This is a genomic window from Streptomyces sp. NBC_00271 (genome assembly GCF_036178845.1).
Lineage (GTDB): Bacteria > Actinomycetota > Actinomycetes > Streptomycetales > Streptomycetaceae > Streptomyces.
Map to the genome: position 1 here is coordinate 1,921,236 of NZ_CP108070.1, position 25,642 is coordinate 1,946,877.

Here is a 25,642-nt window from a genome sequence, read left to right on the forward strand (position 1 = left end):
CTTGCCCGATCCCAGCACGTACGACATCCGGCCCGGCGTCCCGTCGGTGGCGGACTACCGCCGGCTCCGCACCCGCGCCGGCCTCAGCGACAAGTCCGCCGAGGGCGCGGCGGTGGGGCTGGCCCACACTTGGTACGGGGTGATGGCCATCCACAATGGCGATCCGATCGGCATGGGCCGGATCATCGGCGACGGAGGTTGCTTCTTTCAGATCGTCGACATCTGCGTCCTGCCCGAGCACCAGGGCCGTGGACTCGGCCGCCGCATCATGCAGGCCTTGAACGACGAGTTGGAACGCCGCGCACCGGCACTCTCGCACGTCTCCCTCATGGCCGACGGCGACGCCCACCATCTCTACCGGAAGTTCGGGTTCACCGACCGGGCGCCCAAGTCCATCGGGATGGCCCGTTTCATCCGGGCCGACTGACTTCATCCGGGCCTCGATTTCCCTGCTGCGCGCCCACACTCGCTCCGTCACCGTCACCGTCACCGTCACCGTCACCGCAACGGCCGGGTGCGGAAGCGTCCGCTGTCAGGCCGCTGCGGGCTGCGGCTCGACCGTGTCCGGCACGCGGCTCGGGGTCTCGCGTCGGAAGACGTCCTTGAGGTACAGCACGGCGGCAGCGCCCAGCACCCACAGCGGGAGGATCACCAGGGCGCGGGTCAGGCCGTCGTCCTGGAATCGGTCGAGCCCCTGCATGGCGCGGACGCCGACCCCGACGGGCAGGATCTCGGACAGCGGGCGCAGCCAGGCGGGGAGGTAGGCGGCGGGCATGATGCCACCGCTGCTGCTGTTGCCGAGGATCAGCAGCAGGATCGAGGCGAGACTGACGCCGGCGGAGCCGAACAGGCGCAGCAGCACCATGGTGGTGGCGCCGACCGCGGCGCCCATCAGCGCGATGACGAGGGCGAGGGGCAGGAAGGGGCCGGGCAGGGCGCCGAAGCCGGTGCTGCCGGCGATGGCGGCGACCAGGACGCCGCCGGCCACGCCGAACAGGGCCAGGCTGGCCATCCGCCAGCGGTACTGGAGGCGGGGGGCGAGCTGGTAGGTGGTCATGCCGAAGAGGTATCCGGCCAGTACCAGGCCGAAGGCCGCGTAGAAGACGGACAGTCCCCGGGTGTCTCCCGCTGACGCCGGGGCGACGTCCTCGACTGAGAGGCGGTGGTGTTCCGCGCGGGCCACGGAGCCGAACGCGGTGGTCACGGTGGCGGTGACGGCGGCTCCGTTGGCGCTGCCGTAGAGCAGATCCCCGTTGCCGAGGTAGGCCGCATAGACGGACCGGTCCTGGACGGCGCGCCGGGCGGCGGATTCGTCGGGGTAGGTCTCCAGGGTGAAGCCGTCGGGGACGGCGCGTGCGAGGTCCTGGCGCAGCTGGGCCTGATGGGTGCCGATCTCCGTGGTACCCACCCGCAACTCGTGGGGGCGCGGTGCGTGGAAGGCGGCGAGGTAGACGCTGACGAACACGGTGCCGATCAGCAGGACGACCGCCACGGGCACCAGGACGGCGCGCGGGGTCCCGGGGCGCGGCGGCGCGTGAGCCACGTCCAGAGCGTGCTTGTGGTGCTGTCGGGCGGAGGCGTGCTGGGACATCAGAGGCAGGATCCTCGAAAATAGAAGTCAACTGATAATCTGTTGTACACCACAATCAGCTGCCTTACAAAAGGGGTCCGCCACGTGAAACATCCCGACCGGCGTACGGGCTATGTGGCCTGGCAGATCGGCCAGATCATGGCGACCCGGATCGAGCGCACTCTGCGCCCCTTCCAGCTGACCCTCGCCCAGAACAGTGCCCTGATCCAGGCCGCCTTCGACCCGGGCGTCTCCAGCGCGACCGCCGCACGCCGGGCGGCGATCACCCCCCAGTCCATGGGAACCGCCGTCAACGGGCTGGTCGAGCGGGGGCTCCTGGAACGACGGACCGCCCCCGGCGACAGGCGCACTCACCGCTTGCACGCCACCGAGGCCGGCCTGCGACTCGCGGCCGAGGCCGGCGTCGCCGTGGACGCCACCCACACCGAAGCCCTGGAAGTACTCACACCGACGGAGCAGGAACAGGCCCACTCACTGCTCCTGAAACTCCTGGCGTCACTGAACCCGGCGGCCATGGACGTCGACAGCACACCCTGAGGAGCCACCGGGTGCCCCCCTCGGGCGCAAGTCGTCGCCCCACCGGCGGAAGTCGGTTGACGACCGCAGCGCCTGACGCGGGATCAGAAGAAGCCGCCGTCGTGATCGCGGCGTCAGGCCTTTACCCGCGCGCCGGGTTGGATGCAGCATCGCCCGGCGATCGACATCGGCTGCGTCGGTGACGCCCAGGATGTGTGGTGGCAGGCACAGTTGGTCACAGACATAGCATCGGGATCCGAGAGCAGTGGGGCTGAGCTTTCCGAGTTCGATGGCGGATACGCACGTCTTGTCGCAACCGAGGAGACGCTGAGCCCTCCTCGGGACCACGGGCCTGTCCGGCATGATCCGCCGGACAGGCCCTAGTCGGCGCCGTCCTGGCCGAGCAGAACGACGAATGGAGCGAGGTCATACGTGGGCCGCGAACTCCTCGCCAGGGCCCGCCTCCACCCGATCGAGTCAGAACGCGACGACACCGCCCTGCCCACCGGACTCACCGCATAGCCTCAAGACGAGATCACCGAGTGGCCGTCGATACACCACTCCAGCGGACGTGACCTGAGGGCAGCTTCGCCTGCCCGGCCCTCGCGCGCGGCCCCGCCGTCGCGCGCGAGGGGACAGAACGGCGCCCGGTCCCCTCGCCCACCGCCCGAGCTCCCGCCCCACCTCCCTTTCCCTTCCTCCTGGTTGTTCGTGGCGGTCGTGGGTGGTGTAGAGGGGATGTCATGGGAAGTGGAATCGCCCGACCATGCGGGCCCACCTGGAGCGACAACACGTACCGGACTCCGGACACCGCAACACCTGTCGCAACACTCAACACAGCGGATGCCGCAACCCCGACCACGGCGGCCGTTCCCCGTAGAAACAGCCGCGACGACGTGCACCTGGCCGTCGTCGGCGCACGTCATCCCGGTGACGTACAGCGCGAGCCGGACACATGCAGCGCGGGCCGGCTGAGACAGCGGCCGGAACGAACAAGTGCACAGGCTCCAGCAGTCGGCGGCCCTCCCACTGGGCTGACTGGCGTGAACCAACCGAGTCAGACCGGTTAAACAGTGATGCGGAGCATGGGGCAAGCCTCCGGGGGCCAACAGGCCCCGGAGGCTTCGGCCTTCCTGCTCTCAGCCTTGTCCACGCGGTATGAGGCGCAGGTGGGCGGGTGGGCTGGGTGGCGCCTTCGGGCTGCGGGGCGCGGGGGCCAGCGGCATCCTGGATGAGCTCCAGAATTCAACTCGTGACGACTTGTGCACCGACTCGATCCCCGTAGTCCACGCACCGCAGACTTGAGGTGGAGACAGCTGTACCGCGTCCCCGCAGCAACCTCGTAGACGAGCAGGGAGCTGAGACAGGGACCGGCCGTACGCGAGCAGCGGCCACGTTTCCCGGACGCGCGCTTTGCGTCGTCGTTGAACAGCGCGACCGCCTGCACCGGCCCCTGGGCATGCCCCCGGGCCCGTGGCTTGTTCGGCGCCGGTCAGCTCGCCTCCCTTGAAGATGCCCACCGCCGCAGCGAGACGTGCCAGCCAGGTTCGGGCTGGGGCATGGAGTGGTGTCCGTTCAGCGGTGAAGTGCCGTGCATGTGATGAGGCGATGGCCGTGTCGTCTGCTCGGAGCCTGGCGGGTAGGGCCCCAACGGCCGCTCTCGCGTATGAGGCTGGCCCGCGTCGGCTGGTCTGTCCTCGGCGTGGGCGCACTTCAGGGTCTGGGCGACTTGGTCGGCAAGCTGGACCATCAGCCGCTCGCGGGCGATGAGTTCGGCCGAGGCTGAGCGGGTGTCCTGGGTCTGGAGCAGGCCGGCTGCATCCCACAGCGTGTGCCGGCCGATCTCGGCCGAGCGGTGCAGCTCGTAGCGGTCGCTGCCGGCGACGGCCTGGACGAGGTAGGTGTGCAGGACAGCGAGGCGCTGCAGGTAGCGGCAGGCGCCGTCGTCCTCGACGCTGCGGACGTGTTCGCGGGCCCGGGCGTCCAGCCGTCCAGGCAAGTGCTCGGCGAGCAGTGGAGCAAGCACCGACGCTGGCAGCATCATGCCCGCGGGGACGCCGTGGGTCATGGCGAATAGGCTGGTAACCAGGCTGATGAGGGCTACAGAGCCTGAGGGACCCGGGGGTGGTGGGGACCAGGGCGATGCGGCGGGCGGGGCGCCTGGTCAGCCAGCGCAGGGACAGGCGTTGCGTGGGCGTCGCGGCGGGGGTGAGAACCCCGACCTGATGGGGTTGCTCAGGCGGGGTGCCGTCACCGGGGACAGTCCAGGCGAGCCAGCCCCACGGGGTGCGTTCATACACGAGGAGGGGCTCGAACTCGGCTGAGCACGTGCTGTCGCGGACGTGGCCGGTCCGCAGGGCGCGTGAGCGTTCCGCCTCCCAGCGGCCCGGGTCGAGCGTGAAGGGGCGCCGGTGCTGTTCGGCCGCGGTCGGCGGTGGTGTGCGGAGCGTGTCCGTCACGGGCTGCTTCCTTCCAGTGGGGCGGTCAGGCGGAGGCGCATGTCCTGCAGCGGCCGTCGCCGTCGGGGTGGGCCCGCCGGGGTGTCGGTCCGGGGCAGGTGCGGCACAGCGGCCAGCCGAGGCAGGCCGGGCAAAGGTCCTCGCCGGGGGCGGTCGCGGGCACGCCGCAGCCGGCGCATTCGACTCGGTAGGTCAGTGCTTCGGTCACCGCGCGTGCGGCAGCCCCCGTGGACGGCCGCCCGGTCACCAGCCACGCGGGCGGCTGGTGCTCGAGGACGTCGCCGCGGGGGTGGTGGCTTTCCACTGTGACGGGCGGCGGGTAGGCCTGAGCGGCCCGCAAGCGGGCGGCGATGATCGCACCAACCGTGGTGCGCACCGGGTGCGGCAGTGGCCGGTCGGTGATGACGTGTCGCACCTGCTCGCTGCTCCAGCCTGCCTCCATCATCACGGTGACCACGCGGCCCTGATCGGTGAGGACCGTCCCGGTCAGCAGCAGTTCCGGACGGCTCGCTCCGATCTCGAGCAGCAGCTGGATCCCCGAATGCATCTCGTCCGCCGGGAGCCCGGCCGGCGGGGACGTTGGGGCGTCCGGCTGGTCCGCCCCTCCGGACGTTCGCGCGACGTCGCCGCGATCGCACGGACGGAGGGGGCTGGTCTTCTGCTTGTTGGTCTACTTTCTGTTGGCGTTCTTAGTGGGGCGATTAACCGACGTCGGGTTATCCACCGGTGGAGAACCCGACGTCGGTTGCGACCTGCCGGTTTGCAGGCTGGGCAGGTCGGTGATGAAGTACGCGGCCGCGCCGAGGGTGCCGTCGGGGTGGCGCTCGCGTTCCCGGAGCAGGAAGCCGTGCTTCTCCAGCTCCTTGAGTCCGCTCTTGACGGCCGCCTCGCCGTCGCGGCCGCGTCGCGCCAGGTCGGTGACGGTCATCCGCCAGCCGTCCCGGTGCGTGCTGATGAGCCCGAACAGGCCCGCGCCTTGAAGGACAGCCTGCTGTCGCGGATCAGGCCGTTGGCGATCTGCGTGAACTGATCCGCCGCCATCACCCCACGGCGGATCCCCGCCCCGAAGCCGGGCCCCGCCTCGCCCGTCGGAGCGGAGGCGAATGCCGTGCGAACCGCCTGCGTAAGGTCGACGTCGTCGGAGGCCGGGCGGTCCGTGATCGAGTAGATGATCTCGCCGAGCGTCCCGTTGCCGTGCCTCAGCTGTTCGCGGATGAGGTAACCATGCCGCTGCAGTTCGCCCAGGCCGTCCCGCACGGCGTCCCGCCCGTCGGGGCCGACGCGGACGAGGTCGGCGACCGTCACGTGCCAGCCGGTGACGTGGGTGCTGATGTAGCCGAAGATCCCCTTCGCCTTGAACGATAGCCGGGCGTCGTGGAACAGGCCGTTGGCGATCTGGGTGAACTGGTCCGCCGCCATCACTCCACGGCGGATTCCCGCCCCGAAGCGGCTCATCGTGCTTCCTCGCGCGCCGTGCGCGCGGCCGCCGATGCCCTGGAGCGGACGTGCGGGAGCGAGGGGGCCGGGGCCGCTGTGTGAGGTGACGTGAGCGAGATCCATTCCGTCAGCTCACCCGGCGCCCCCGACCAGGCTGGCGGCCACAGCCCCCGACCACTGGTCACGATCCGGCAACATGCGCACTGGGCTGGCGTGGTCGGGCTCATGGTCGGGCCGACCACGGCGCTTCCCCGGTGGCACCCGAAGGATGCGCAGTCGCGGTTGCGCAGCGGCAGCGTCGCTCATTGCGCGGTCGGCTGCGCAATGGTTCCGGGTCCTGCGCATTCGGCATGTGCAGCCGACTGCGCACAGCGGGGAAGGCGCCGTCGACGTTGGTCTGCGCACTCGGCCCACGGTGCGCAGTCGGCCTCCGCGGTGAGGCCGGGATCGGGCGGCATGCCGGCGGGCGACCAGGTCACGGTGCCAACGCAGGATCGTGTCCGGCCGCACCAGCAACCGCATACGGAGCAGCGCCTCCTTCGGGAGGTCATGCAGCAGCGCCGCCAGGAACGCCCGACCCCCCGGTGCGAACTGGACTCGCCGCCCGTTCAGATGCCGTTGCAGCACGGTGATCTGATGGCGTAGAGCCAGGATCTCTACATCCTTGTCCTGGGTGCTCACCGGCAGCAGTCGCAGCATCGCGAACATGTTGGTCACGCTCAGGTAGGCGAGTTTCAACAGCACGAGCGACGATCATGCCGAGGTGACCGTCATCTCCGCCGGAGCACTGCGTCGGCCTCAGCATCCAACGGAACGAAGATCACGGCACATGGGCTCTGACCAGGGCGGATGAGGTTTTCGGCAAGGGCAAGGTCAGCAGGCTGGTCGCTCGGCCCCGGTTCACGTCCGCCCCCTCCCCTGTCGCCGCGGCCGCCGTGCTGGTGGCACAGCCCGGTCAGCCTACTGCGCGCCACTGACAACGACCGCGCCGTGCCCGGCGCCCGGCGCCTGATGCCGGCCGCGAAGGTCAGCCCCAACACACTGGCCAAGGCATACGAGGACGCCGGGTATTTCGCCCGCAACGTACGCACCATCGAGGTCCTCGTCGACCGCGACGCGGTCGCCTCTGGCGCCGCCGCAGCCGGCGAACCGAACCCTGGCAGCACTACGACCTCGGACACGGCTACTGCACCTACACCTTCTTCGAACAGTGCCAGCACCGCATGGCCTGCGCCCGCTGCGACTTCTACTCCCCAAAGGACTCCACGAGAGCCCAACTCCTCGAAGCCAAAGGCAACCTGCAGAAGATGGCCGTCTCGATCCCGCTCACCGAGGACGAACAGGCCGCTCTCACCGACGGTCAGACCGCGATCGACGAACTCCTCGGCAGACTCGCCGATACCCCGACCCCGGCCGGGCCAACACCCCGGCAGACGACGGCACCCGGCACAGCTCAGCTCCTACCGATCGTCGGCGTCCGACAGGGCAAAGCAGCGCAAGCATGACAAATCTGATTACACAGAAAAGTCGTTCATCTGGCGGGCCCTGTCGCGCGCGCGTCGTTCACCGGTGCGGGCGGAGTCCGTCGAGGATGAGCGCGAGCATGCGGGGTGCCCGGTCCTCGGGGCTGGACGCTGCGCGCCACAAGGCACCGGTGAGTTGGAGGAAGTCGCCTGGGTCGGCGTCTGGGCGGATGCTTCCGTCCCTTTTGCCGGCGTCGAGGAGTTCTGTGATGGCGGCGATGACCGGCCCGTAGCTCTGCTCGCTGATCGCCTGGTGTGCGCCCGGGCCGAGGGCGTCGCCGAGGCCGTGCTTCCTGCGCATGGCCTCGACGAGGTCGGTCGTCCAGAGGCGGAGCGCTTCCAGTGGCGGCATCCGGGCCAGCAGGTCGGGCACGGTGTTGATGATGCGTGCCACTTCGTCCTGGTAGACGGCCAGAACCAGCGACTCACGGGTGGGGAAGTTGCGGTACAGGGTGCCCGCGCCGACTCCCGCGCGCTGAGAGATCTGGTTCATCGACGTGCTGCCGTCCGCCGCAAGAGCTTCGCGTGCGGCGGCGAGGATGCGCGCCCTGTTCTCACGGGCGTCCGAACGGACCACAGGACCTCACCTTGATAAGTGGAGAGTTCTCCACTACGTTATATGGAGAGCTCTCCACCTACTCTAAGGAGCGTCATGCATTACATCAAGCTCGGCATGACCGGCCTCGACGTATCCCCGATCGCGATCGGCGCGATGACCTACGGCGAGCCCGACCGCGGGCACCCCGTCTGGTCCAAGGGCGAACAGGACGCGCGACCGCTCATCAAGCACGCGCTGGAGGCGGGGATCAACTTCTTCGACACCGCGAACATGTACTCCAACGGTTCCAGCGAGGAAATCCTCGGCCGGGCGCTCAAGGACTTCGCCGACCGTGATGCCGTGGTGATCGCCACGAAACTGCGCCATCCGATGCGGCTGGGACCCAACGGACGGGGACTGTCACGTAAGGCGATCATGACCGAGGTCGACCACTCGCTGCGCCGCCTCGGAACCGACTACATCGACCTCTACCAGATCCACCGCAACGACCACGCCACCCCCTGGGAGGAGACCCTGGAGGCACTCAGCGACCTCGTGAAAGCCGGCAAGGTCCGCTACCTCGGCGCCTCGTCCATGCACGCGTGGGAGTTCGCGAAGGCTCTCCGCCTGCAGAAAGAGAACGGCTGGGCGCGGTTCGTGTCGATGCAGGACCACTACAACCTCCTCGCCCGTGAGGAGGAGCGCGAGATGATCCCGCTGTGCCTGGACGAGGGTGTCGGCACGGTCATCTGGTCGCCGCTGGCCCGCGGCCGCCTCACCCGCGCGTGGGACGACGCCCGCTCGACGGTGCGCTCCGAGACGGACAGCGCCTACGCGGACCTGCTCTACTCGCCGGCCGAGGAGGCGTCCAACCACGCGATCATCGACGCGGTCGGGCAGGTCGCGGACGCCCACGGCGTCAGCCGCGCACAGGTCGCGCTCGCCTGGCTGCGACGCCAGCCGGTCGTCACCGCGCCGCTGGTCGGCGCCGGCTCGATCCGGCAGATCGACGAGGCCGTGGCCTCCCTCGACATCGAGCTCACCGACGACGAAGTGCGCGCCCTGGAGGCCCCGTACACCCCCCGCTACGACTGGCAGGGCGTCTCGGACGAAGCCGAGATGGAGGCCATCCGCCAGCGCGTGCCCGGCATGGCGCTCGCATGAAACCCATCGTCCGCTCCGGCGCCGCTGCCCGCGCCGGAGCCCTCCTCATCCTTCTCGGCCCGCTCGTCTCCTGGGTCGCCGAGTTCATCACCGCCGCCGCATGGCAGGACCCGCCGTACTCGCCCCTGTACAACTGGGTCAGCCACCTCGGCCTGACCGGCCCGCCGCAGACCGCGTTCGGACAGGTCGCCAACTCCCCCCTCGGCGCCGTCATGGACACCGGCTGGGTGATCTACGGCACCCTCCTGATCGTCGGCACGTTCCTCGTGTTCGACCCTCGCAAGGGCACCCGCCCGATCATCATCATGATCCTCGCCGTCCTCGCCGGCGTCGGAGTCTCGCTCGTCGGCATCTTCCAGGGCTCCAACGCCAACGTCGACAACGGCCTGATCGCATTCCACACCTTCGGCGCACAGGGCGTCATGCTCGCCGGCAACCTCATGGCGATCGCCGTCGGAGCCGGCGGAACCCGCATCGGTCTCACCAGGGGCCGGTCGATCGCGAGCATCACTCTCGGCACCGCCGGGCTGATTGCGTTCCCCCTTTTCATGGCCGACGTGTTCACCGGCTGGATGTGGGACATCGGGCTGTTCGAGCGCGCCGTGATCTACCCGATCTTGATCGGCCACGCCCTCCTCGGAAGCAGCGTGGCCGCCACCGAGCGGCATCGTGCGACGCACCCGCTGGCACCCCTTTCTGCACGAGTCGAGAGCTGAGGAGAGACACATGACACGAGTACTGGTCACCGGAGGAACCGGATTCGTCGGGAGCTGGTGCATCCAGGCTCTGCTGGATGCCGGGCACACCGTAAGCACCACAGTCCGTGACCTGCGGCGCGAGCCGGCGCTGCGCTCCTGGCTGCACGCGGCCGCACCGTTCGACGACGACCGTCTCACGGTCGTACGCGCCGACCTTGAACACCCCGACGGCTGGGACGCTGCCGTCGCCGACTGCGAGTTCGTCCTCCACGTCGCCTCGCCGACCCTGCGCCATACGCCGGCGAACGACGACGAGTTGGTGGTCCCGGCACGAGAGGGCGTCCTGCGGGTGCTGCGCGCCGCTCGCGACGCCCGCGTGCGCCGGGTCGTCCTGACAAGCGCCTTCGGCGCCGTCGGGATCGGGCACCCTCCGCGCTCGACCCCGTTCACCGAGGAGGACTGGACCAACGTCGACAGCGATATCCCGCCCTACCAGCGGTCCAAGACACTCGCCGAACGCGCCGCCTGGCAGTTCGTCCAGGACGAAGGCGGTGGTCTGGAACTGGCAGCGGTTCATCCCGTGGGGGTCCTTGGACCGCTGCTCGGCCCGGACGACCCACCGTCCCTGCGTCTGGTCCGCAGAATGCTCGAGGGACAGGTGCCTGCGTGCCCTCCCTTCGGGATGGGCTTCGTCGACGTCCGCGACGTCGCGGATCTGCACGTGCGCGCAATGACCGACCCGGCAGCCGCTGGCGAACGCTTCCTGGCAATCGCCGGGCACAGCCTGCGCGTCATCGACATCGCACGCATTCTGCATGACCGCCTGGGTCAGCGCGCCGCGCAGGCCCCGACCCGTGAACTGCCCGTGTGGCTCGCACGCACACTGGGCATCGTGAACCCGGAACTGCGACTGCTCAAGCACCAGCTCGGCCGGGATCTCAACGCCACAAGCGCCAAGGCGGAGAAGCTTCTCGGGTGGAGAACACGTCCCATTGAGGACACCATCGCGGAGACCGCCGAGAGCCTCCTCGCCCATGGCATCGGGACAAAGACCGGCTCGTAACCGACCGACGCGGCAGCCCTGCGCGCCGAAGAGGCGTCTAACCAGTACCGCGGCGCGAGAGGTGTCGTCGGCCCCGGGCCCGCGCCGACGTTCCAGGGTCACCCGTCCGTCGGCCGGGTGACGGCGTCAGCGTCGCGGCCGGGGAGAGGTGGCCCTGCCCGTCGGCAGGGCCATGATGATCAGTCCCGTTCGTACTCTCGGGAAGTCTGCTGGCTGGTGCAGCGGAAGGTTCGGCGGGTGATGCGCCTGGTCATCAGGGTGATGGCAGCCCACATGATCAGCGACTCGGGCTTTGAGCTGCCTGTGGCGCACCCTCAACCATCCCGCCGGCGCTGCCCCGGCAGATCGGCTTCCGACCGTAGGGCGGCCCCGCGCCGCATGCCGAGCTGCTTGACAGACCCTGATTCCACAGAATGCGGGTGTGGCACGCCATGTGGCTGCAGCGCATCGACACCAAGATCGCCGACTTCCAGAAGCGGGAAGCCGAACAGGAACACGGCCAGAAGTACCGGCCACAGGGAGCCGGACTGGATCGTCGAACTCGGCATCGGCAACGGACGCCCGCCCATCGAGGTCCACGTGGGCGGCTGCTACGCCGCGGGCAACCAGCTCGGCGCCCTGCTCGAACAGCACTGGCCTGGGGCCCAGGAACCTGTTCTGCTCGCTCGTCTCCGACATCGCCCTGAACTTCCTGACCGACTACCCCACCCCGCAGGCGGCCGCCCGACTCGGCGAAGCCCGCATGGCCGCCTTCTGCAAGCGCCATGCCTAACGCGGCGGCAAACCGGCATCCGCACTGCTGGCCCGGCTCCGCTCCGCTCCCGTCGCCCCGGTCAGCCTCCCCACGCCCGTCCTCACCGCGCTCATCACGGCACAAGTCCAGCTCCTGCGCAGTCTGCAGGCCACCATCACCCAGCTCAAGACGGCCATCAAGAAGTGTCTCGCCAGGCACCCGCGCGCCGTCCTCCTCGCCCGGTTGCCTGGCGTGGGCACCATCAACCTCGCGCAGCTGCTTGCCGAGGTCGGCCCGATCCTCGACCGCGTCGAGTCCGCCGAACAGGCCGCCGCCGAGTGCGGAGCCGCACCGGTGACCAAGGCATCCGGGAAGGCACATGGCGTCTACTTCCGATGGGCCGCCAACACACGTGCCCGCAAGGCCGTCACCGCCTTCGCTCACAACTCCCGCATGCAATCACCCTGGGCCGCCGCCCTCTACGCAAACGCCCGCGCACGCGGGAAACGCAACCCGCACGCCACCCGCATCGTCGCCCGCGCGTGGCTCCGCGTCATATGGGCCTGCTGGCACAACGCCACCCCCTACGACCCTGACAACCACCCCGCCACCCAACGCCTCAAAGCCAGCTGACTTGACTCAGAGGACTCAAGCGATATGCCGCCCGAGAGGTCTACCGCGCACTGACCAGCACACCAACCGAACGAATCACCCAAACCGACCTGACTCCAGCGGCTTGACAGCCAACGGGGGCCGGCAGCGTGATGGTGCGTTTGCCGGGGGTTTGGGCAGCGGTCGTCGGCTGCTTTGCCGTGCGGGAGGCGGTGGCGGAGGGCGAGGTGCGGGGCGTGGCATGCGGGCTCGCCGAGCGGGACGGTGACGTGTTCGGCGAGGAGCTGCTGAGGGGGGTGGCGGTGGCCGTCGTACGGGGCGTGGCCGAGGGGTCGGCGGCGACGGCGCGGTGTGCCGATGCGGGGCCCGACTGCATACGGGCCAGCACCACGCCGGTCACCAGGGCGAGGCACGTGAAGAGTACGGCGGCGGTGGCGGCCAGGCCGGAGAACCTGGCGGCGCCGGCGGAGGTGGTGCATGTCACAAGACTCCTGTCCGTTCCCACGGGCGTGGGGCTTCCATAGGGGAGACCGGAGTGGGTCGTGCGGGATAACGGAAACGGGTGCGGCTGGGGAGCCGCAGCCGGCGGAGCCTTGCCGTGCCGCTTGAGGGCGTGCCGCCTTGAAGGGCCGTGCTGCTGGAGTACTGGGGGTGCGTTTCGAAAGTGCTGGTCACAGCAACTCGTCGATGGCTGCGACCAGTACGGTTGCCTCGTACCGCGCTTACGCAGGTAGGCGCGGTACGCGCGGGATCCGTATGCCTTGCCGGCACGCACCTTGCCCGGCCGGGCGTCCGAGGCCGCGGTCGTCGGGCTCGGTGAAGACACCACCTGGCGGCTCGACCCGAGTGGCCGATTTCAGCCGTCTGCCCGGCCCCGGAACGCAGCCGGGTGCAGAGCAGACCGGCTCGTCGCCCAGCCCGGCAGCAGACGCCTTGAACCAGCTCACGCGCGATGGGGCGACGACGGCTCAACCGTCCCCCGGGCTACGGGGCGGTGTGCCGCCAGTGAACTCGAGGGTCAGAGTGGGTGCGCGGGCCGCCTGATCGCGTCAACGCAGCAGCGATCCAAGCCGGACAACGAGCGGCGAGGCGCGCTCAGGCGGAGTGTGTGCGGCGGGAGTTGGCCCGCAGAAGAAGTGCGGCGCCGACTGCGGCGGCGAGGAGTACGCCCCCCGCGGCCCAGGCCACCGTGCCGATGCGGGATGTCCCGGCTGAGTGCTTTGCAGCTTGCTGAGCAGCGCAGGCTTTTCCGGGTGCGGCGGGGGCGATACGCAGACGGGCCCATGGTTTGTCGGGGCCGGCTTGGTCGGCGCCATGCCGGTAAACGACATAGAGGCCGGGTGCGGAGTCGCATCTGAGGGTGGTGGTGGCGGTCAGGACGGCTCTGGCTCCGCGCAGGACGGAGCGGTCGGTGAATGCGCGGGAGGTGAGGGTGATGTCACCGTCCGATCCCTCGTCATAGTTGTCAGTGATCGTGATGCGGCTGCCGGCCCGGAAGGTCCGCACGTCCCATGCCGACTGGGGCCACGTGCTGTCGGGAGCCCAGCGTTCCTCCAGGCTGGGCGGGGGCAGTTTCTTGACCTTGTTCCGGCAGACGCGGCGTGCCGCCTCGTCGGCGGCTTCAACGCGTACGCGTGCCCAACGGAACGGATGCTCTTCCGGGCCCACGTCCCCGGCGCCGTGCAGCAGGACCGGGTAGGTGCCGGGCCGGGTATCGCAGGCGACGGTCACGGTGGTGGTCAGCAGCGGATCCATCATCCGCAGCTTCCCTGCCCTGATGAACGCGGATGAAGTGATGGTCTCGGCGTAACTGGCCTCGCCGATCTTGGCATTGACCGTCAGTGTGTCGCCGGGATGCACCGACCGGACGCTCCCGAACGGGAGGGATGACTCGAGCGGGGAGGCCGAGGCCGACCCGGTTGCCAGAAAGGGCAGCAGGAGAGGGAGTGCCGCCCACGCGGTCTTGCGGAGTCGGTCCATCGCCTCACCCATCTCCTATTTGACGATATGTCGGTTGCTACTCGATAGTCCGTTTCATCGAACATACGTACGATCAAAGGTAGTTCGGGGCTCGCTCACCGTACGGCCCCCTACAAGACGGAAAGGCACCTTGTTGCGTTCCAGACACAGATGGATTCCAGCCCTAGCGCTAGGACTGGGCGTCGGCGTTCTCGGCGCCGGGACAGCATCGGCCGCGACGGCCCATCCGGCACCAGCGCCCTCCGCCCCACCGGCGGCCTCCGCATCACCGGCGGCTCCCAGCACTGGGCGTCAGGCCCCGCCGACGTCGTCGGCACCCTCGGTGCCGTCGACGGTCGCGGGGGCCGTCGAGCCGACCGACTCCGCCACGCCCTCGGCGTCCTCGACGCAGTCCGCCGAGCCAACCTCCTCTCCCTCCCCCTCGGACGGGCCGAGTCTGAGTGAGGAAGAGAAGTACTGGACGGGGGCACCCCCACCCCGGAGCACTTCCTCGGCCACCCGATGGTGGGCACGTTCTTCTTCGACGGCAAGCCGCTCGGCGGCCCGAAGACGTACTGCGCCGGCAGCGTCGTACACACGGCCGCCAAGGACATCGTCCTGACCGCCGGACACTGCGGCCGTGGCTTGGAGAGGGCCACCCACCGCATCTTCGTTCCGCAGTACCGCATCGGCAGGTCCGCCGTCGAGCAGCCGTCCGGCGTCTACCCGGTGTCCCGCCTGTACATAGACCCTCGCTACGAGGCGAACACCAAGAAGCCGACCTCCGACTTGGACCTGGCCTTCGCGCAGGTCGACCCCAACACGCGGGGCAAGGTGGAGGACGTCACGGGGGCTTTGACCTTCACCCCGACCAGCAGCTACCACCACGAGGTCACCGTCATCGGCTATCCCGACGACGTCAGTGTCAACCCCGACCACGTGCCGGTCCGCTGCCCCGGCAGCACCTCCCAGCTGCCAGGCTTCCGACAGATGCGCATGACCTGCACCGGCTTCTACGGTGGTGTTTCCGGCGGCCCGTGGATCGAGGACTACAACAGCACCAACGGCACCGGCAAGGTCATCGGCAACACCGGCGGATATCACGGCGGCGGCAACGACGCCAACGACGACTGGGTGACCTACTCGCCGATCTACGGCAAGGACGCCCAGGACCTGTTCGCCGACGCCGCCGCGCATCGGAAAGTGGATGACAACAAGCCGCCGTACCAGCCGTCCGGAGACCCCTGGCTGCCCGGCGCGGCAACCACCTGGCAGCACGCCAACCTGATGGCCTCGGGCGACTTCCGCCAGACCGGCCACAGCGACATGATCGTGGTCTGGTCCGACGGTGAGGTCACGCTCTACCCCGGCAACGGACACGGCGGCAACGACGTCGGCTCCAAAGGACTGAACTGGGCCGGCACCCAGATGATCAAACCCAACGACCTCTGGAAGAACGCGACGCAGATCGCCGCGGGCCGCTTCGCCGCGTCGAAGTACGTCACCGACCTCATCGTGCGCTGGGTCGACGGTGAGCTGACCCTCTACACGAACGTCAGCGCCGGCACCTTCGGCCAGGAGCACCAGCTGAAGCCGAAGAACGACACCTGGCGGGACGCCACGCTCCTGACGGCCGGTGAGTTCTCCGGCAACCAGAAATGGGACCTCATGGTGCGCTGGACCGACTGCGAGCTCGACAACTACGTCGGTACGACGACCTCGGGCCTCGGCGGCGAGCATCGCATCCTGGACCCCAACGGGCTCTGGAAGCACGACGCGGCCATGACGACCGGCGACTTCACCGGCAACGGCCGTACCGACGACCTCGTCATCCGCTGGTCCGACGGCGAGACCACCATGTACGCCGATACCCTCGCCAACCAGCTGGGAACCGAACACATGCTCGTCGCCCCGACCTCCTGAGCCCACCCAAATCACGCAGCCGGCCGCGGGATGACCTCCGCGCTGACCAAGGCTTCGCTGGATCACGCAGAGCTCTGAGCACGAGCAGACGGATCCGGACGGCACTGCAACGTCCTTGAGAACGTCGTCCCGGTCCTCATGGCCGAGGCGAAAGACACGCCCGGCAACGACGCGTCTGACCGTGACATCGCCGCTGAGCGGTCGTGGAACCCGGCGGTGACAGAAGCACGGCGAAGCCCCGGGCCCACGGGCCCGGGGCTTCGTGCTGTCATCGGGCACAGGGTGGTCAGCAGTAACCCCCTGATTCTGGGCGTGAGTTCTGGTCCCACCTACGGGCTCGGGTTCTGGAGGTGGTCGCAACACCTGAGCGGGACACCAGCTCGGTCTCGCCGCGGTACTTGTCTGAGGACGAGCGGTGCTTTCCAGGCACACCGCTCAGGCAAGTCCCGCGGGCTCGCGGGCAGGCAGGCCGACCGGTCCCTGACCAGCGATGCTTCGCAGTTCTCAATCAGCAGTCGGAGCGTCCCGGAGGACCGGGCGGCCACTCCGCCAGAGCCATCAACGTTCCTCCACGAGGCGGAGAAGATCCTCACCGTTGCCGACGAGTTCGGCGAGGGACCAGCGCACGTCGCCGCCTGGTTCCGTGCGTCACCTAGGGATTTGCCCCGATGCCCGCACCGAGGTCACTCGCCTACCGTCATGAGTAGTGCTGAACTTCCGGTCAGCCGATCCCATCCGCATCGAACTCGTATGCCGTGGAGGCCCGATGAAGGCGATCGCCCAGGACCGGTACGGCTCACCTGACGTCTTGGAACTCAGGGAGGTCGACAAGCCGGTCGTCGCCGACGACAAGGTACTGGTTCGAGTCCACGCGGCCGCTGTCAACGCCCGCGACTGGCACCTCATGCGGGGCGACCCGTACCTGGCGCGCCTGGTGCTCGGGTTGAGCGGCCCAAAAACGAAGATCCGGGGCACGGACTTCGCGGGTCGGGTGGAAGCGGTGGGCAGGAACGTGAAGCGGTTCCGTCCCGGTGACGAGGTATTCGGCGAAGTCGAGGGGGCATTTGCCGAGTACGTGTGTGCCCAGGACAACATGGTGGAGCCGAAACCAGCCGGCCTGTCGTTCGAGCAGGCGGCCGCGGTGCCGCTGGCGGGGAACACCGCACTGATGGGCCTGCGCGACCTGGGACGGGTACAGCCGGGACAGCGGGTACTGGTCAATGGTGCGTCAGGTGGTGTGGGCACCTTCGCCGTACAGATGGCCAAGGCGTTCGGCGCGGAAGTGACCGGCGTGTGCAGTACGAGAAACATGGAACTGATCCGGTCGATGGGCGCGGATCACCTCATCGACTACACCCAGGAAGACTTCACCCGGAACGGACGGCGGTACGACGTCGTGTTCGACCTGGTGGGGAACCATTCGTTGACCGAGTGCCGACGCGCGCTGACACCCACGGGAAGGCTCGTTCTCTCCGGTGGGGGCGTATCCGAAGGCGGGAGTCTTATCGGGCCGATGGGTCTCATCCTCAAGGGGCAAGTGATGTCACGCTTTGTCCACCATCAGCTGCTCATCCTCACGGCGACGCCGAGCAAGGAGAACTTGGCAGCGCTGAGAGAACTCGCCGAGTCTGGGAAACTCACCCCAGTCATCGACCGGACCTACCCGTTGAGTGAAGTACCCGAGGCCATTCGGTACCTCGAAGTGGAGCACGCGCGCTCGAAGGTCGTCATCACCGTGTGACGAACCGACCGCTGAGGCCCAGCACGTAGAGCTGTCGCCTGATCGCGAGCTCGGCACCGCCGTTCGCGGTTTCGAATGCGGTCCCCGGGCAGTGGATGGGCTACCGGTTGAGGGTGACCGAGTTGTAGGGCGTCAGGTTGAAGCTCCCGATCTCCTGCATCCCGAGCGCCACGTGGCAGCCAACACCGTTGTAGCCGGTGCACAGGCCCACGCCGGCGCCGCCGTACTGGTTGTTGAAGACGTAGTGGTCGCCATACTGGTTGCTCAGGTTGTGGGCGCCGTAGCTCCAGTACACGTTGGTCGGGTGGGGTTCGAGGTACGGGTAGCGGTCCTGGCCCCAGATGCAGACGGCCCCGTACGGGCAACCATTCCAATCGCCTTCAGCGGGCTTCGCCTGCGCCGCGCCGCACATCGCCACGACGGCGGTCGCCGCGGTAGCCAACGCGGCGACGCCACGCAAGATTTTGCGCATGTCATTCCCCCTATGTCTGAACCGGTCCAGGTAAAGCCCTCCAGCCGACGGGTGAGCAACTGCGCAGGCCTACCGTGCGGGGCCTGCGACTTCGCGACCCTCTCCTGCGGAATTGCCGGCCCAAACCCCTTTCGGGCACCGTCGAAACGACGGTCAGAGCGACGGCACGCAGCGGATGGTTATGTCCTTTCCACCGTGGCTGGAGGCGACGCCGCGGGCTGCATCAGCGTGACGGGACGGGGTGTCCCGTCACGAACGATCTGGCTCCAGCCGGGCCCGGCGACGTGCGTCGGGCTGGTAGAGCGCCCCCATCGGCGGCCCGCCCTGACGTCTACTCGGTGTCGGCCAGCTGGGCCCGGAAGAAGTCGGTCAGCTTCTCGACCGCGGGCCCGACGTACGGCTCCTTGTCGTAGAGGTCGACGTGGCTGGCGCCGTCGATCCAGTGGAGCTCCTTCGGGGCGCGGGCGTTCCGGAACGCTTCCACGCTCATCCAGGAGGTCACCGCCTCGCGTCCGACGATCATGAGGAGCGGGCGCGGCGCGATCAGGTGGACGAAGCGGAAGGCGTCGAAGAAGGCCATGCGGTCGACGCTGGACCAGGTGAAGGACTTCGCCGAGCGCGGGTGCTGAGCGCGGTCGGAGCAGTAGTACTCGCAGCCCTCCACGGCGTGCCGGCCCCCCAGCGCGCGGGCCTGCTCGGCCGTGTCGGGGAAGAGTGGGAAGGTCTGGACTCCCTCACCGCGGGCCTCGGCAGTGCGTGCGGCCGCGGCCGCGGCGAGCATGCCCTGGAAGACGGCCGGGTCCTGGGCGCCGTCGGCGCCGTCATGGAACTGGCGGGCGATGTCCACGGCGCTGACGGTACCGACGACCTTGATCCGGTGGTCGGACACCGTCGCGCTGAGGACGTAGCCGCCGGAGGCGCAGATGCCCAGCGCCCCGATGCGGTCAGCGGCGACATCGTCACGAGTAGTGAGGAACGAGACCGCGGCCTTGATGTCCTCGACCCGGTGGGCCGGGTCCTCCAGGCCGCGCGGCTCGCCCTCGCTCTCACCCTGGTAGGCGGCGTCGAACGCGAGGGCGACGAAGCCTTGCTCGGCCAGGCGAAGCGCGTACAGGCCGGCGGCCTGCTCCTTCACACCGCTGCCGGGGTGGCTGACGACGATCGCCGGGCGCGGGCCGACGACCCCGTCGTCCGGCGTGTACAGGTGACCGGCGAGCTTCAGGCCGGCACTGGTAAAGGTGACGTCGGTCCTCACAGAGGTGCTCCAGTCGCAGAGGGACGGGCTCGCGATGGGCGGGTCCGGTGGCCTCCTGCCGGCGGCCACACATCCACGGTGGCGTCGGCGCATTGGGGGGTACCAGGGACGGTGCTGCCTATGCACGCCAGTACCAGGCACGCGGCGGTCCGCCTGCGCACACTTAGGTCATGGAACTCCAGGACAGTGCTGCCGGCGGCAACGAGCTGGGCAATTTCCTGCGCTCCCGCCGCGCCGCCCTCGATCCGCACCAGGTCGGCCTTCCCGACGACGGCCGTCCACGCCGAGTACCGGGCCTGCGCCGCGAGGAGCTCGCCCAGCTCGGACACGTGAGCATCGACTACATCGTCCGCCTGGAGCAGGGGCGCACCCGCAGGGTCTCGCGCCCGGTCCTCGACGCCCTCGCCGACGCGCTGCAACTCGCTCCGGACGAACGCGCCTACCTCTTCACCGTCGCCGACGTCACCCCCAGCGCTCCCACGCCGAGACCGGGCAGGCAGCAGGTCGACCCGCAGCTGCAACAGCTGCTCTCGACCATGCACGACATCCCCGCCATGATTCTCAACCGGCGCATGGACGTCCTGGCCTGGAACCGGGGCACGGCCGCCCTGCTCACCGACTTCGGCGCACTCGCCCCGGCCGAACGCAACCTGATCCGGCTGACCTTCCTCGACGACGCCTATCGCGCGCTGTACGCGGACTGGCCGCGAGCCGCGCGCGAGTGCGTGGCTGTTCTGCGCATGGAAGCCGGCCGCCACCCCAAAGACCAGGCCCTCGCCGCGCTGATCGGCGAGCTGAGCCTGCACGATCCGGACTTCCGCACCTGGTGGGCCGACCACCGGGTCCGCGGGCCGCGCCAGCTCGCCAAGACCTACCTCCACCCCGTCGCGGGCAGCATCACCCTGGACGTTCAGCAGTTCTCCGTCGACACGCAACCTGACCAGCAACTGGTCGCGTACACCGCCCCACCCGACTCTCCCTCCCAGGAAGCACTGCGTTTCCTCCTCCAGTGGGCGGACCGTCCCGACCAGGCGAACGACGGTCCAGCCACGCAAGACAATCACCGCGGGAAGTGATCAGGCGGTGCGCCCCTGGGCAGCACCATCGCCACGAGCTCATCCCCGCCGCCATCGGCCCTGCGTCAAGAGGGCGGAACACATCACGGAGCATCATGGCCTGCCAACCCGATCGACACAGGCCGGCAGGGCTCGCAGCCCCTCCCCCGCTCACGGTCTTCGCCGACACCCGCGACCTGATCCCCCCGACAGCGGCCGCCTTGCGGAACGGGCCGCCCGTACTTTCCCCGCCGGCCCTCACGCCGCCGCGTCGTACGCGGCCCGCAACCGGACGCCGCCACCGGCCCGGGACCTCGGGGCGCGCTCCGCGAACACAACCAGACGCAGCACGAGATAGCGACCGATCCCGACGAGCGCGGTGGCCGACAGGTACACCGTCTGCTGCAGGACGAGTCCGGCGCCGGGACGGAGCACGGCCAGCGAGCCGACCGCGGCGGACGTGACCATCCAGCCAAGAGCCATGGCGGCCGCGCTCTTCAGGTGGCCGACCAGACCGGGCCGTCCGTGGCCGAACGAGACGCGGGCGTGCAGCTCGGTGGCGACCACGGTGGAGGCGACGGTGGTGAGCGCGTTCGCCGCCATCCACGGGATCCACTGCGACAGCAGGACCAGGGCCGCCGAGGCAGCCAGGGTGACCCCGCTGCCCAGCCCGGCGAAGCGCCCGAAGGCCGCCGCGTGCCGACGGATCAGTCGCAGGCCGTTCATGGTGATCCCCTCCCGGTCTGCTGCCCCTGGCGGGGTCGTCGTCGTCATGGCGCAGAGCGTGGCCGACCCCCCATTCAGCGCGGTTTCAGAGCGTTCTCAGGGGTGCCTGCGGTGGTGAAACCGGTACGGCGGCACACCGCCGCCCGCCTCGACCGTGATCAGCTGTTCAACGGACCGGAGTTGGGGAGCGCCCCGGGCCGGCCGCGCCGGCCGGCTGGTTTGCCCTGGGGCGCACCCGCACGCTGTTGAACAGCACGGCCACGTCAACAGCCGTTGGCAGAGCGCGTGGTTCCTGCGGTGGTTGAGCCGTTATGCGCCTGTCGTCGAGCCGGGGCGGACGATCATCAGGACCACCACGATCAGCCAGCTGAGGGCGAACAGGCCGGTGATCATCGACAGGCGGGGCAGCCGGGCGATCAGGGCCTCCGCGGCGGTCGACGTCTGTTCGGGATTGTCGAGCTGGGTGACCACGTTGTCCTGGGTGCCGAGCACCGCGACGCCCAGCAGGACGGCGGCCACCACTGTCAGAGCCATGGAGGCGATGAGCCAGGCGCTGCCCATCACGCCCATCACCTCGGCGGTGCCGATACCGAAGGCCGGGACGGAGATGCCGGCCACGGCGTAGACCCGGCAGATCCGGTGCAGCAGCCGGACCGATCCCTCGGCCGACTGCTGCTCGGGTCCGTCGGCCAGTGCCTGGCGCGCATAACGCGGGAACAAGCTCGCCGCAATGGTGACCGGTCCGATGAGCAGGATCGCCGCCAGTACGTGGATGCTGAGCAGGATTTTGGCCATGGCGGTGTCTCCCTTTCGCGCGCACGCTGACGCAGGGCGTCAGGCGCACGGTTTCAGTCTGGCTTGAACCGGCCGACGGTTGATCACGGCGTCGCCCGGAGGTCTGGTCCAGGTCCGGTCCCGCGTTTGACCGGTGGTCGGTTCGTGGACGGCGCCGGTGTTGATGGCTGGACTCAGCGATCAACACCGGCTGTTCGGGGGGACGTTGTTCGGTCGAAGTCCTGTGGGCGCCTCACACCGTCCCGTTGACGTACCGCTCACGCTTCGGCGGATGCCCGGGGACTGTGAACCTTGTGACGGACGAACAGCGCCGCAGGCACGGCCATGACGATCAGTACGACTCCGCCGATGACGTTGCCCAAGTGCACGGCGTCGGTGAACGCCCTCGGTACCGCGGTTCCCACCACGCGAGCGAGGGATGCGGGGAGGTCTGTCGCGCCGCCGCCGTGTGACGCCCCCTCCACGATCCTGTCCGCCTGCGGCGAGGGGACGCCTGCCTCGACGAGACGGTCATGCAGGTTCCGGGGGAAGCGACTGGTGACGATCGTTCCGAGCACACTGGGGCCGAGCACCGTTCCCAGCTGACGAGCCATGTTCACCGCTGCTGCCGCCATGCCATCCTGCTGTGGCGGGACACTGTTGACCGCGGCAGCCGTCGAAGGCGCCGTCAACAGGCCCGCGCCGACGCCCGCCACGAGCAGTCCGGGCCACATCGCCCCGTACCTTCCCGAGGCATCGGTCGCGAGCAGCGCGAGAGACCCGGCTCCGATGAGGACCAGACCCGCGGTGATCAAGGGTGTGAGGCCGACCCGGTGTACCAGCACCCGGGCCGCCACCACGGTGACCAGGAGGAACGTTCCGAACAGCGGCAGCAGGCGCACGCCGACGTCGAGCGGACTGGTCTGTCCCACACGTTCCATGTAGAGCACGCTGAGCAGGGCGACACCGACCAGTCCGAAAACGCTGACAGCAGCCACGCCCATGACGGCCGAGAAGGAAGCGTTCCGAAAGAGCCTCAGGTCCAACATGGGGTCGGGGTTTCGGAGTTCCACCCGCACGAACATGAACAGGGATACAGCGAAGACCACATACATGGTGATGATCGGCGCCTTGGTGTATCCGGTGGAGCCACCCTGAATGATCGCGTAGGTGGCCGAGGCCGTCATCACTGTGCCCAGGACAAGTCCCGCAAGATCGGGCTTGCGCGTGGGGTGTCTGGACTCGGCCACGAAGACCGGGGCCAGGAGGAGGGCCGCGCCGGCGATCACGATGTTGGCGATGTAGACGGCGTGCCAGGAGAAGCGTTCGAGCAGGGCTCCGGCGAGGATCGGGCCGATGGCCAGGCCCACGCCGGAGCACGCGGCCCAGATACCGATGGCGGAGGTGCGCTCGTGCGGGTCTGTGAAAGTGGCACTGACGATCGCCAGGCTCGTCGGCAACACGGCTGCCCCGCCGAGGCCCGCGATCGCCTGTGCGGTGATGAGCATGCCGGCGCTGTCGGCGAAGACGGCGACTACGCTGCCGACCAGGAAGACGGCGGCACCCAGGCTGAACACGCGTCGACGCCCCACGAGGTCGCCGAAGGTCCCGGCGGACATCACGAAGCTCACGACAGCAAGGCTGTACGCGCTGGTGATCCATACCAGCGTGCTCGCGGTGACGTGCAGGTCGCTTTGTATGTCGCCCAGGGCCGAGATGGTGGAGGTGACGTCGACGAAGGCCATCATGACCCCGAGGCAGACCACCAGAAGGCCGAGCCAGCGGGCCCGCCCGCTGCCGGGGGCCGTGGCGCGGGAAGCCTGAGCCGGAACGGACGCCGTCATCGGACTGCCACCAGCTTCTTCTGCGATACGCCCAGCGACACCACAGCCGCGGCAGCCATGAGGGCCATCGTGACCAACCATGCGTGCCGATAGGTCTCCAGAGAGGCTCCTCCGGAGGCGGTGCCGAGCATGGCGACCAGGATGCTGATGCCGACGACCGAACCGATCTGAGTCGACATGGTCACGATGGCGCTGCCGGTAGCGGCCTGCTCCGGGCGCAGACCGACCGTCGCGGAAGAGACGACGGTCGGGAGCGCCAAGCCGGCGCCGAACCCGAAGAGCAGCCAGCACGGGAGGACTCCGGAGGCGTAGTTCGGGTCGTTGTGCAGCAGAACAGAGAAGAGCAGGATGCCGGCAGAGGCGATCACACTGCCGGCCGCCGCGATGACACCGGCCGGGATCCGGAACCGGCGCTGGAGGGTTTCACTGGCAGTGGCAGCCAGCGCGAAGCCGATCGGGCCGGGAAGACTGGCGCATCCGGTTCTGATGGCGGAGTAGTGCCAGTGGGTCTGCAGCCAGAGGATCGTCGACAGCAGGAGGCTGGCGAACGAGGCCAGTTGCAGCATGCCGGCGAGGTTCGCCGAGGCGAAGATCCGGTCGCGGAAGAGAGAAAGGTCAACTACCGGCACCTGGTGCCGGGACGAGCGGAGCAGGAACGCCAGCAACCCGACGACTGCCACGACCAGGGACGTGATGACCCGGGTGTCCGACCAGCCCCAGTCGGGCGCCTTCACCACGCCGAGAGCCAGGGCGCCGACCATCACGATCAGCAGGACGCCGCCGAGCATGTCGGGGACGCGGGCGTCTTGTTCGTGCTTGACATTGGCTACGAGCCGGGCGGCCAGCGCGATGGCGAGCAGTCCGACGGGAATGTTCACCAGGAACAGCCACCGCCAGGAGATCTGAACCAGCAGCCCGCCGAAAATCGGTCCGCACACCCCGGACAGCGAGCCCGCGGTGAACCAGATCTTGACGTACCGCTCCACCTTGTCGGCAGGGGCGCTCGTCAGGACCAGGCCGAGGCTGGCGGGGGTCAACAGGGCGGCGCCCACCGCCTGAAGGGCACGGAAGAAGACCAGCACCCATACATCGCCGGCGAGGGCCGCCCCGAGGCTCGCCGCCACGAAGACACCCATGCCGAGAAGGAAGCCGCTCTTGCGTCCGAAGCGGTCGGCGAGCCGCCCCGCAGGGACGAGAAGGGCGGCGAAGACGATCGCGTAGCCATTGAGCACCCAGCTCAGGTCCGACAAAGAGGTCGAACCCAACCCCTGCCCGATGTTCGGCAGACCGACGTTGGTGATCCATACGTCGAGTTGGCCGAGGAAACTCGCCATGGCCAGTACGGCGAGGATGAGAGCCGGCCGTGCGTTCGACGTGCGCCCACCTCCCCTCTGCGCCTTCAGCGCTTTTACCGAGGCCATCTGATCTTGCGAAGACATGCGTGTTCGATCCGTTCCGTGGGCTTCGAGGGGCGCCGTGAGTGACTGGCGGCAGAGTTCTGGACCGCCTTGTCAAGAACCTTATGAAGTTCTGGAACGACATGTCAAGAATGCTCGCGT

General features: G+C 68.9%; 23 protein-coding genes and 2 pseudogenes. 12 read left to right on the forward strand and 13 right to left on the reverse strand.

Translation table 11 applies throughout. The features are described 5' to 3' along the window. The first annotated feature begins 1 nt into the window (after nucleotide 1). Nucleotides 2–427 carry a GNAT family N-acetyltransferase gene (locus OG798_RS09185; protein ID WP_328756767.1) on the forward strand — a complete coding sequence of 142 codons (426 nt, stop codon included), beginning with the start codon at nucleotides 2–4 and terminating at the stop codon, nucleotides 425–427. Between the two features lie 105 nt (nucleotides 428–532). Here the strand turns inward: OG798_RS09185 and OG798_RS09190 are convergent, their stop codons facing one another. Next, nucleotides 533–1,591 (reverse strand): ABC transporter permease, encoded by a 1,059-nt coding sequence (locus tag OG798_RS09190; RefSeq protein ID WP_328756768.1) that lies wholly within the window; start codon nucleotides 1,589–1,591, stop codon nucleotides 533–535. 84 nt (nucleotides 1,592–1,675) lie between these two features. Between OG798_RS09190 and OG798_RS09195 the strand changes: the two genes are divergently transcribed. Both OG798_RS09195 and OG798_RS56500 read left to right on the forward strand, forming a co-directional pair. Continuing rightward, nucleotides 1,676–2,128, forward strand: a complete 453-nt coding sequence (locus OG798_RS09195) for a MarR family winged helix-turn-helix transcriptional regulator (RefSeq protein WP_267060926.1) — start codon at nucleotides 1,676–1,678, stop codon at nucleotides 2,126–2,128. Nucleotides 2,129–2,487: 359 nt separating this feature from the next. Continuing rightward, nucleotides 2,488–2,629 (forward strand): annotated as a pseudogene (locus OG798_RS56500) (IS256 family transposase); the annotation flags it as partial. 970 nt (nucleotides 2,630–3,599) lie between these two features. On the opposite strand, the gene OG798_RS09200 reads toward OG798_RS56500, so the two are convergent. From OG798_RS09200 to OG798_RS09220, 3 genes and pseudogenes are all read right to left on the reverse strand, one after another. After that, the gene (locus OG798_RS09200; RefSeq protein WP_328756769.1) at nucleotides 3,600–4,175 is read right to left on the reverse strand and encodes a hypothetical protein; all 576 of its coding nucleotides are present in this window, start codon (nucleotides 4,173–4,175) and stop codon (nucleotides 3,600–3,602) included. Between the two features lie 387 nt (nucleotides 4,176–4,562). Next, nucleotides 4,563–6,021, reverse strand: a pseudogene (locus tag OG798_RS56505) (hypothetical protein). A gap of 114 nt (nucleotides 6,022–6,135) precedes the next feature. Then, on the reverse strand, nucleotides 6,136–6,747 hold the full coding sequence (locus OG798_RS09220; protein ID WP_267060931.1) for a hypothetical protein: 612 nt from the start codon (nucleotides 6,745–6,747) through the stop codon (nucleotides 6,136–6,138). Nucleotides 6,748–7,310: 563 nt separating this feature from the next. Between OG798_RS09220 and OG798_RS09225 the strand changes: the two genes are divergently transcribed. Next, entirely contained in the window at nucleotides 7,311–7,508 is a 198-nt protein-coding gene (locus OG798_RS09225) for a hypothetical protein (protein WP_267060932.1), read from the forward strand. A 58-nt stretch (nucleotides 7,509–7,566) separates the two neighbouring features. Here OG798_RS09225 and OG798_RS09230 read toward each other — a convergent pair whose 3' ends face one another. Continuing rightward, on the reverse strand, nucleotides 7,567–8,103 hold the full coding sequence (locus OG798_RS09230; RefSeq protein WP_328756771.1) for a TetR/AcrR family transcriptional regulator: 537 nt from the start codon (nucleotides 8,101–8,103) through the stop codon (nucleotides 7,567–7,569). A gap of 75 nt (nucleotides 8,104–8,178) precedes the next feature. Between OG798_RS09230 and OG798_RS09235 the strand changes: the two genes are divergently transcribed. The 5 genes from OG798_RS09235 (at nucleotide 8,179) to OG798_RS09255 (ending at nucleotide 12,858) form a co-directional block, all read left to right on the forward strand. After that, nucleotides 8,179–9,228 carry an aldo/keto reductase gene (locus OG798_RS09235; protein WP_328756772.1) on the forward strand — a complete coding sequence of 350 codons (1,050 nt, stop codon included), beginning with the start codon at nucleotides 8,179–8,181 and terminating at the stop codon, nucleotides 9,226–9,228. Then, on the forward strand, nucleotides 9,225–9,944 hold the full coding sequence (locus tag OG798_RS09240) for a DUF998 domain-containing protein (RefSeq protein WP_121417106.1): 720 nt from the start codon (nucleotides 9,225–9,227) through the stop codon (nucleotides 9,942–9,944). The genes OG798_RS09235 and OG798_RS09240 overlap by 4 nt, the downstream gene beginning before the upstream one ends. Before the next feature lie 10 nt (nucleotides 9,945–9,954). Further along, nucleotides 9,955–10,989 carry an NAD-dependent epimerase/dehydratase family protein gene (locus OG798_RS09245; protein ID WP_121417105.1) on the forward strand — a complete coding sequence of 345 codons (1,035 nt, stop codon included), beginning with the start codon at nucleotides 9,955–9,957 and terminating at the stop codon, nucleotides 10,987–10,989. A gap of 976 nt (nucleotides 10,990–11,965) precedes the next feature. After that, nucleotides 11,966–12,355, forward strand: coding sequence for a transposase (locus OG798_RS09250; RefSeq protein ID WP_328756774.1), 390 nt, complete (start codon nucleotides 11,966–11,968; stop codon nucleotides 12,353–12,355). A gap of 179 nt (nucleotides 12,356–12,534) precedes the next feature. Further along, nucleotides 12,535–12,858: a hypothetical protein gene (locus OG798_RS09255; protein WP_183127474.1), complete on the forward strand. Its 324-nt coding sequence runs from the start codon at nucleotides 12,535–12,537 to the stop codon at nucleotides 12,856–12,858. A gap of 571 nt (nucleotides 12,859–13,429) precedes the next feature. Here the strand turns inward: OG798_RS09255 and OG798_RS09260 are convergent. Then, complete coding sequence (locus OG798_RS09260) at nucleotides 13,430–14,314, reverse strand: hypothetical protein (RefSeq protein ID WP_147474226.1); 885 nt, start codon at nucleotides 14,312–14,314, stop codon at nucleotides 13,430–13,432. Nucleotides 14,315–14,605: 291 nt separating this feature from the next. Further along, nucleotides 14,606–14,812, reverse strand: coding sequence for a hypothetical protein (locus OG798_RS09265; protein ID WP_328756775.1), 207 nt, complete (start codon nucleotides 14,810–14,812; stop codon nucleotides 14,606–14,608). A gap of 3 nt (nucleotides 14,813–14,815) precedes the next feature. Between OG798_RS09265 and OG798_RS09270 the strand changes: the two genes are divergently transcribed. Further along, on the forward strand, nucleotides 14,816–16,216 hold the full coding sequence (locus OG798_RS09270; protein ID WP_328756776.1) for a trypsin-like serine peptidase: 1,401 nt from the start codon (nucleotides 14,816–14,818) through the stop codon (nucleotides 16,214–16,216). A 766-nt stretch (nucleotides 16,217–16,982) separates the two neighbouring features. Next, a complete protein-coding gene (locus OG798_RS09275; protein WP_328756777.1) occupies nucleotides 16,983–17,957 on the forward strand; it encodes an NAD(P)-dependent alcohol dehydrogenase in 975 nt (324 codons plus the stop codon). A 100-nt stretch (nucleotides 17,958–18,057) separates the two neighbouring features. Here OG798_RS09275 and OG798_RS09280 read toward each other — a convergent pair whose 3' ends face one another. Next, complete coding sequence (locus OG798_RS09280) at nucleotides 18,058–18,429, reverse strand: hypothetical protein (protein ID WP_328756778.1); 372 nt, start codon at nucleotides 18,427–18,429, stop codon at nucleotides 18,058–18,060. A 331-nt stretch (nucleotides 18,430–18,760) separates the two neighbouring features. Then, on the reverse strand, nucleotides 18,761–19,684 hold the full coding sequence (locus tag OG798_RS09285) for an alpha/beta hydrolase (protein ID WP_121417098.1): 924 nt from the start codon (nucleotides 19,682–19,684) through the stop codon (nucleotides 18,761–18,763). Nucleotides 19,685–19,854: 170 nt separating this feature from the next. Between OG798_RS09285 and OG798_RS09290 the strand changes: the two genes are divergently transcribed. Beyond that, nucleotides 19,855–20,760 carry a helix-turn-helix transcriptional regulator gene (locus OG798_RS09290; protein WP_267060936.1) on the forward strand — a complete coding sequence of 302 codons (906 nt, stop codon included), beginning with the start codon at nucleotides 19,855–19,857 and terminating at the stop codon, nucleotides 20,758–20,760. 237 nt (nucleotides 20,761–20,997) lie between these two features. On the opposite strand, the gene OG798_RS09295 is transcribed toward OG798_RS09290, so the two are convergent. The 4 genes from OG798_RS09295 to OG798_RS09310 all read right to left on the reverse strand — a co-directional run bounded on the left by OG798_RS09295 (nucleotide 20,998) and on the right by OG798_RS09310 (nucleotide 25,522). Continuing rightward, on the reverse strand, nucleotides 20,998–21,465 hold the full coding sequence (locus tag OG798_RS09295) for a hypothetical protein (protein WP_121417096.1): 468 nt from the start codon (nucleotides 21,463–21,465) through the stop codon (nucleotides 20,998–21,000). Between the two features lie 309 nt (nucleotides 21,466–21,774). Next, on the reverse strand, nucleotides 21,775–22,260 hold the full coding sequence (locus tag OG798_RS09300; protein ID WP_267060938.1) for a DUF2269 family protein: 486 nt from the start codon (nucleotides 22,258–22,260) through the stop codon (nucleotides 21,775–21,777). A gap of 257 nt (nucleotides 22,261–22,517) precedes the next feature. Next, nucleotides 22,518–24,083 carry an MFS transporter gene (locus tag OG798_RS09305; RefSeq protein ID WP_328756779.1) on the reverse strand — a complete coding sequence of 522 codons (1,566 nt, stop codon included), beginning with the start codon at nucleotides 24,081–24,083 and terminating at the stop codon, nucleotides 22,518–22,520. After that, entirely contained in the window at nucleotides 24,080–25,522 is a 1,443-nt protein-coding gene (locus OG798_RS09310) for an MFS transporter (RefSeq protein ID WP_328756780.1), read from the reverse strand. The genes OG798_RS09305 and OG798_RS09310 overlap by 4 nt, the downstream gene beginning before the upstream one ends. Nucleotides 25,523–25,642 lie beyond the last annotated feature (120 nt).

Bases quoted from the DNA above. Each gene is read 5' to 3' on its own strand.
- OG798_RS09290 (WP_267060936.1), top strand. From the start codon at position 19,855: ATGGAACTCCAGGACAGTGCTGCCGGCGGCAACGAGCTGGGCAATTTC.
- OG798_RS09295 (WP_121417096.1), bottom strand. From the start codon at position 21,465: ATGAACGGCCTGCGACTGATCCGTCGGCACGCGGCGGCCTTCGGGCGC.
- OG798_RS09270 (WP_328756776.1), top strand. From the start codon at position 14,816: ATGGTGGGCACGTTCTTCTTCGACGGCAAGCCGCTCGGCGGCCCGAAG.
- OG798_RS09225 (WP_267060932.1), top strand. From the start codon at position 7,311: ATGGCCGTCTCGATCCCGCTCACCGAGGACGAACAGGCCGCTCTCACC.
- OG798_RS09245 (WP_121417105.1), top strand. From the start codon at position 9,955: ATGACACGAGTACTGGTCACCGGAGGAACCGGATTCGTCGGGAGCTGG.
- OG798_RS09280 (WP_328756778.1), bottom strand. From the start codon at position 18,429: ATGCGCAAAATCTTGCGTGGCGTCGCCGCGTTGGCTACCGCGGCGACC.
- OG798_RS09305 (WP_328756779.1), bottom strand. From the start codon at position 24,083: ATGACGGCGTCCGTTCCGGCTCAGGCTTCCCGCGCCACGGCCCCCGGC.
- OG798_RS09200 (WP_328756769.1), bottom strand. From the start codon at position 4,175: ATGACCCACGGCGTCCCCGCGGGCATGATGCTGCCAGCGTCGGTGCTT.
- OG798_RS09275 (WP_328756777.1), top strand. From the start codon at position 16,983: ATGAAGGCGATCGCCCAGGACCGGTACGGCTCACCTGACGTCTTGGAA.
- OG798_RS09300 (WP_267060938.1), bottom strand. From the start codon at position 22,260: ATGGCCAAAATCCTGCTCAGCATCCACGTACTGGCGGCGATCCTGCTC.
- OG798_RS09240 (WP_121417106.1), top strand. From the start codon at position 9,225: ATGAAACCCATCGTCCGCTCCGGCGCCGCTGCCCGCGCCGGAGCCCTC.
- OG798_RS09235 (WP_328756772.1), top strand. From the start codon at position 8,179: ATGCATTACATCAAGCTCGGCATGACCGGCCTCGACGTATCCCCGATC.
- OG798_RS09190 (WP_328756768.1), bottom strand. From the start codon at position 1,591: ATGTCCCAGCACGCCTCCGCCCGACAGCACCACAAGCACGCTCTGGAC.
- OG798_RS09310 (WP_328756780.1), bottom strand. From the start codon at position 25,522: ATGTCTTCGCAAGATCAGATGGCCTCGGTAAAAGCGCTGAAGGCGCAG.
- OG798_RS09260 (WP_147474226.1), bottom strand. From the start codon at position 14,314: ATGGACCGACTCCGCAAGACCGCGTGGGCGGCACTCCCTCTCCTGCTG.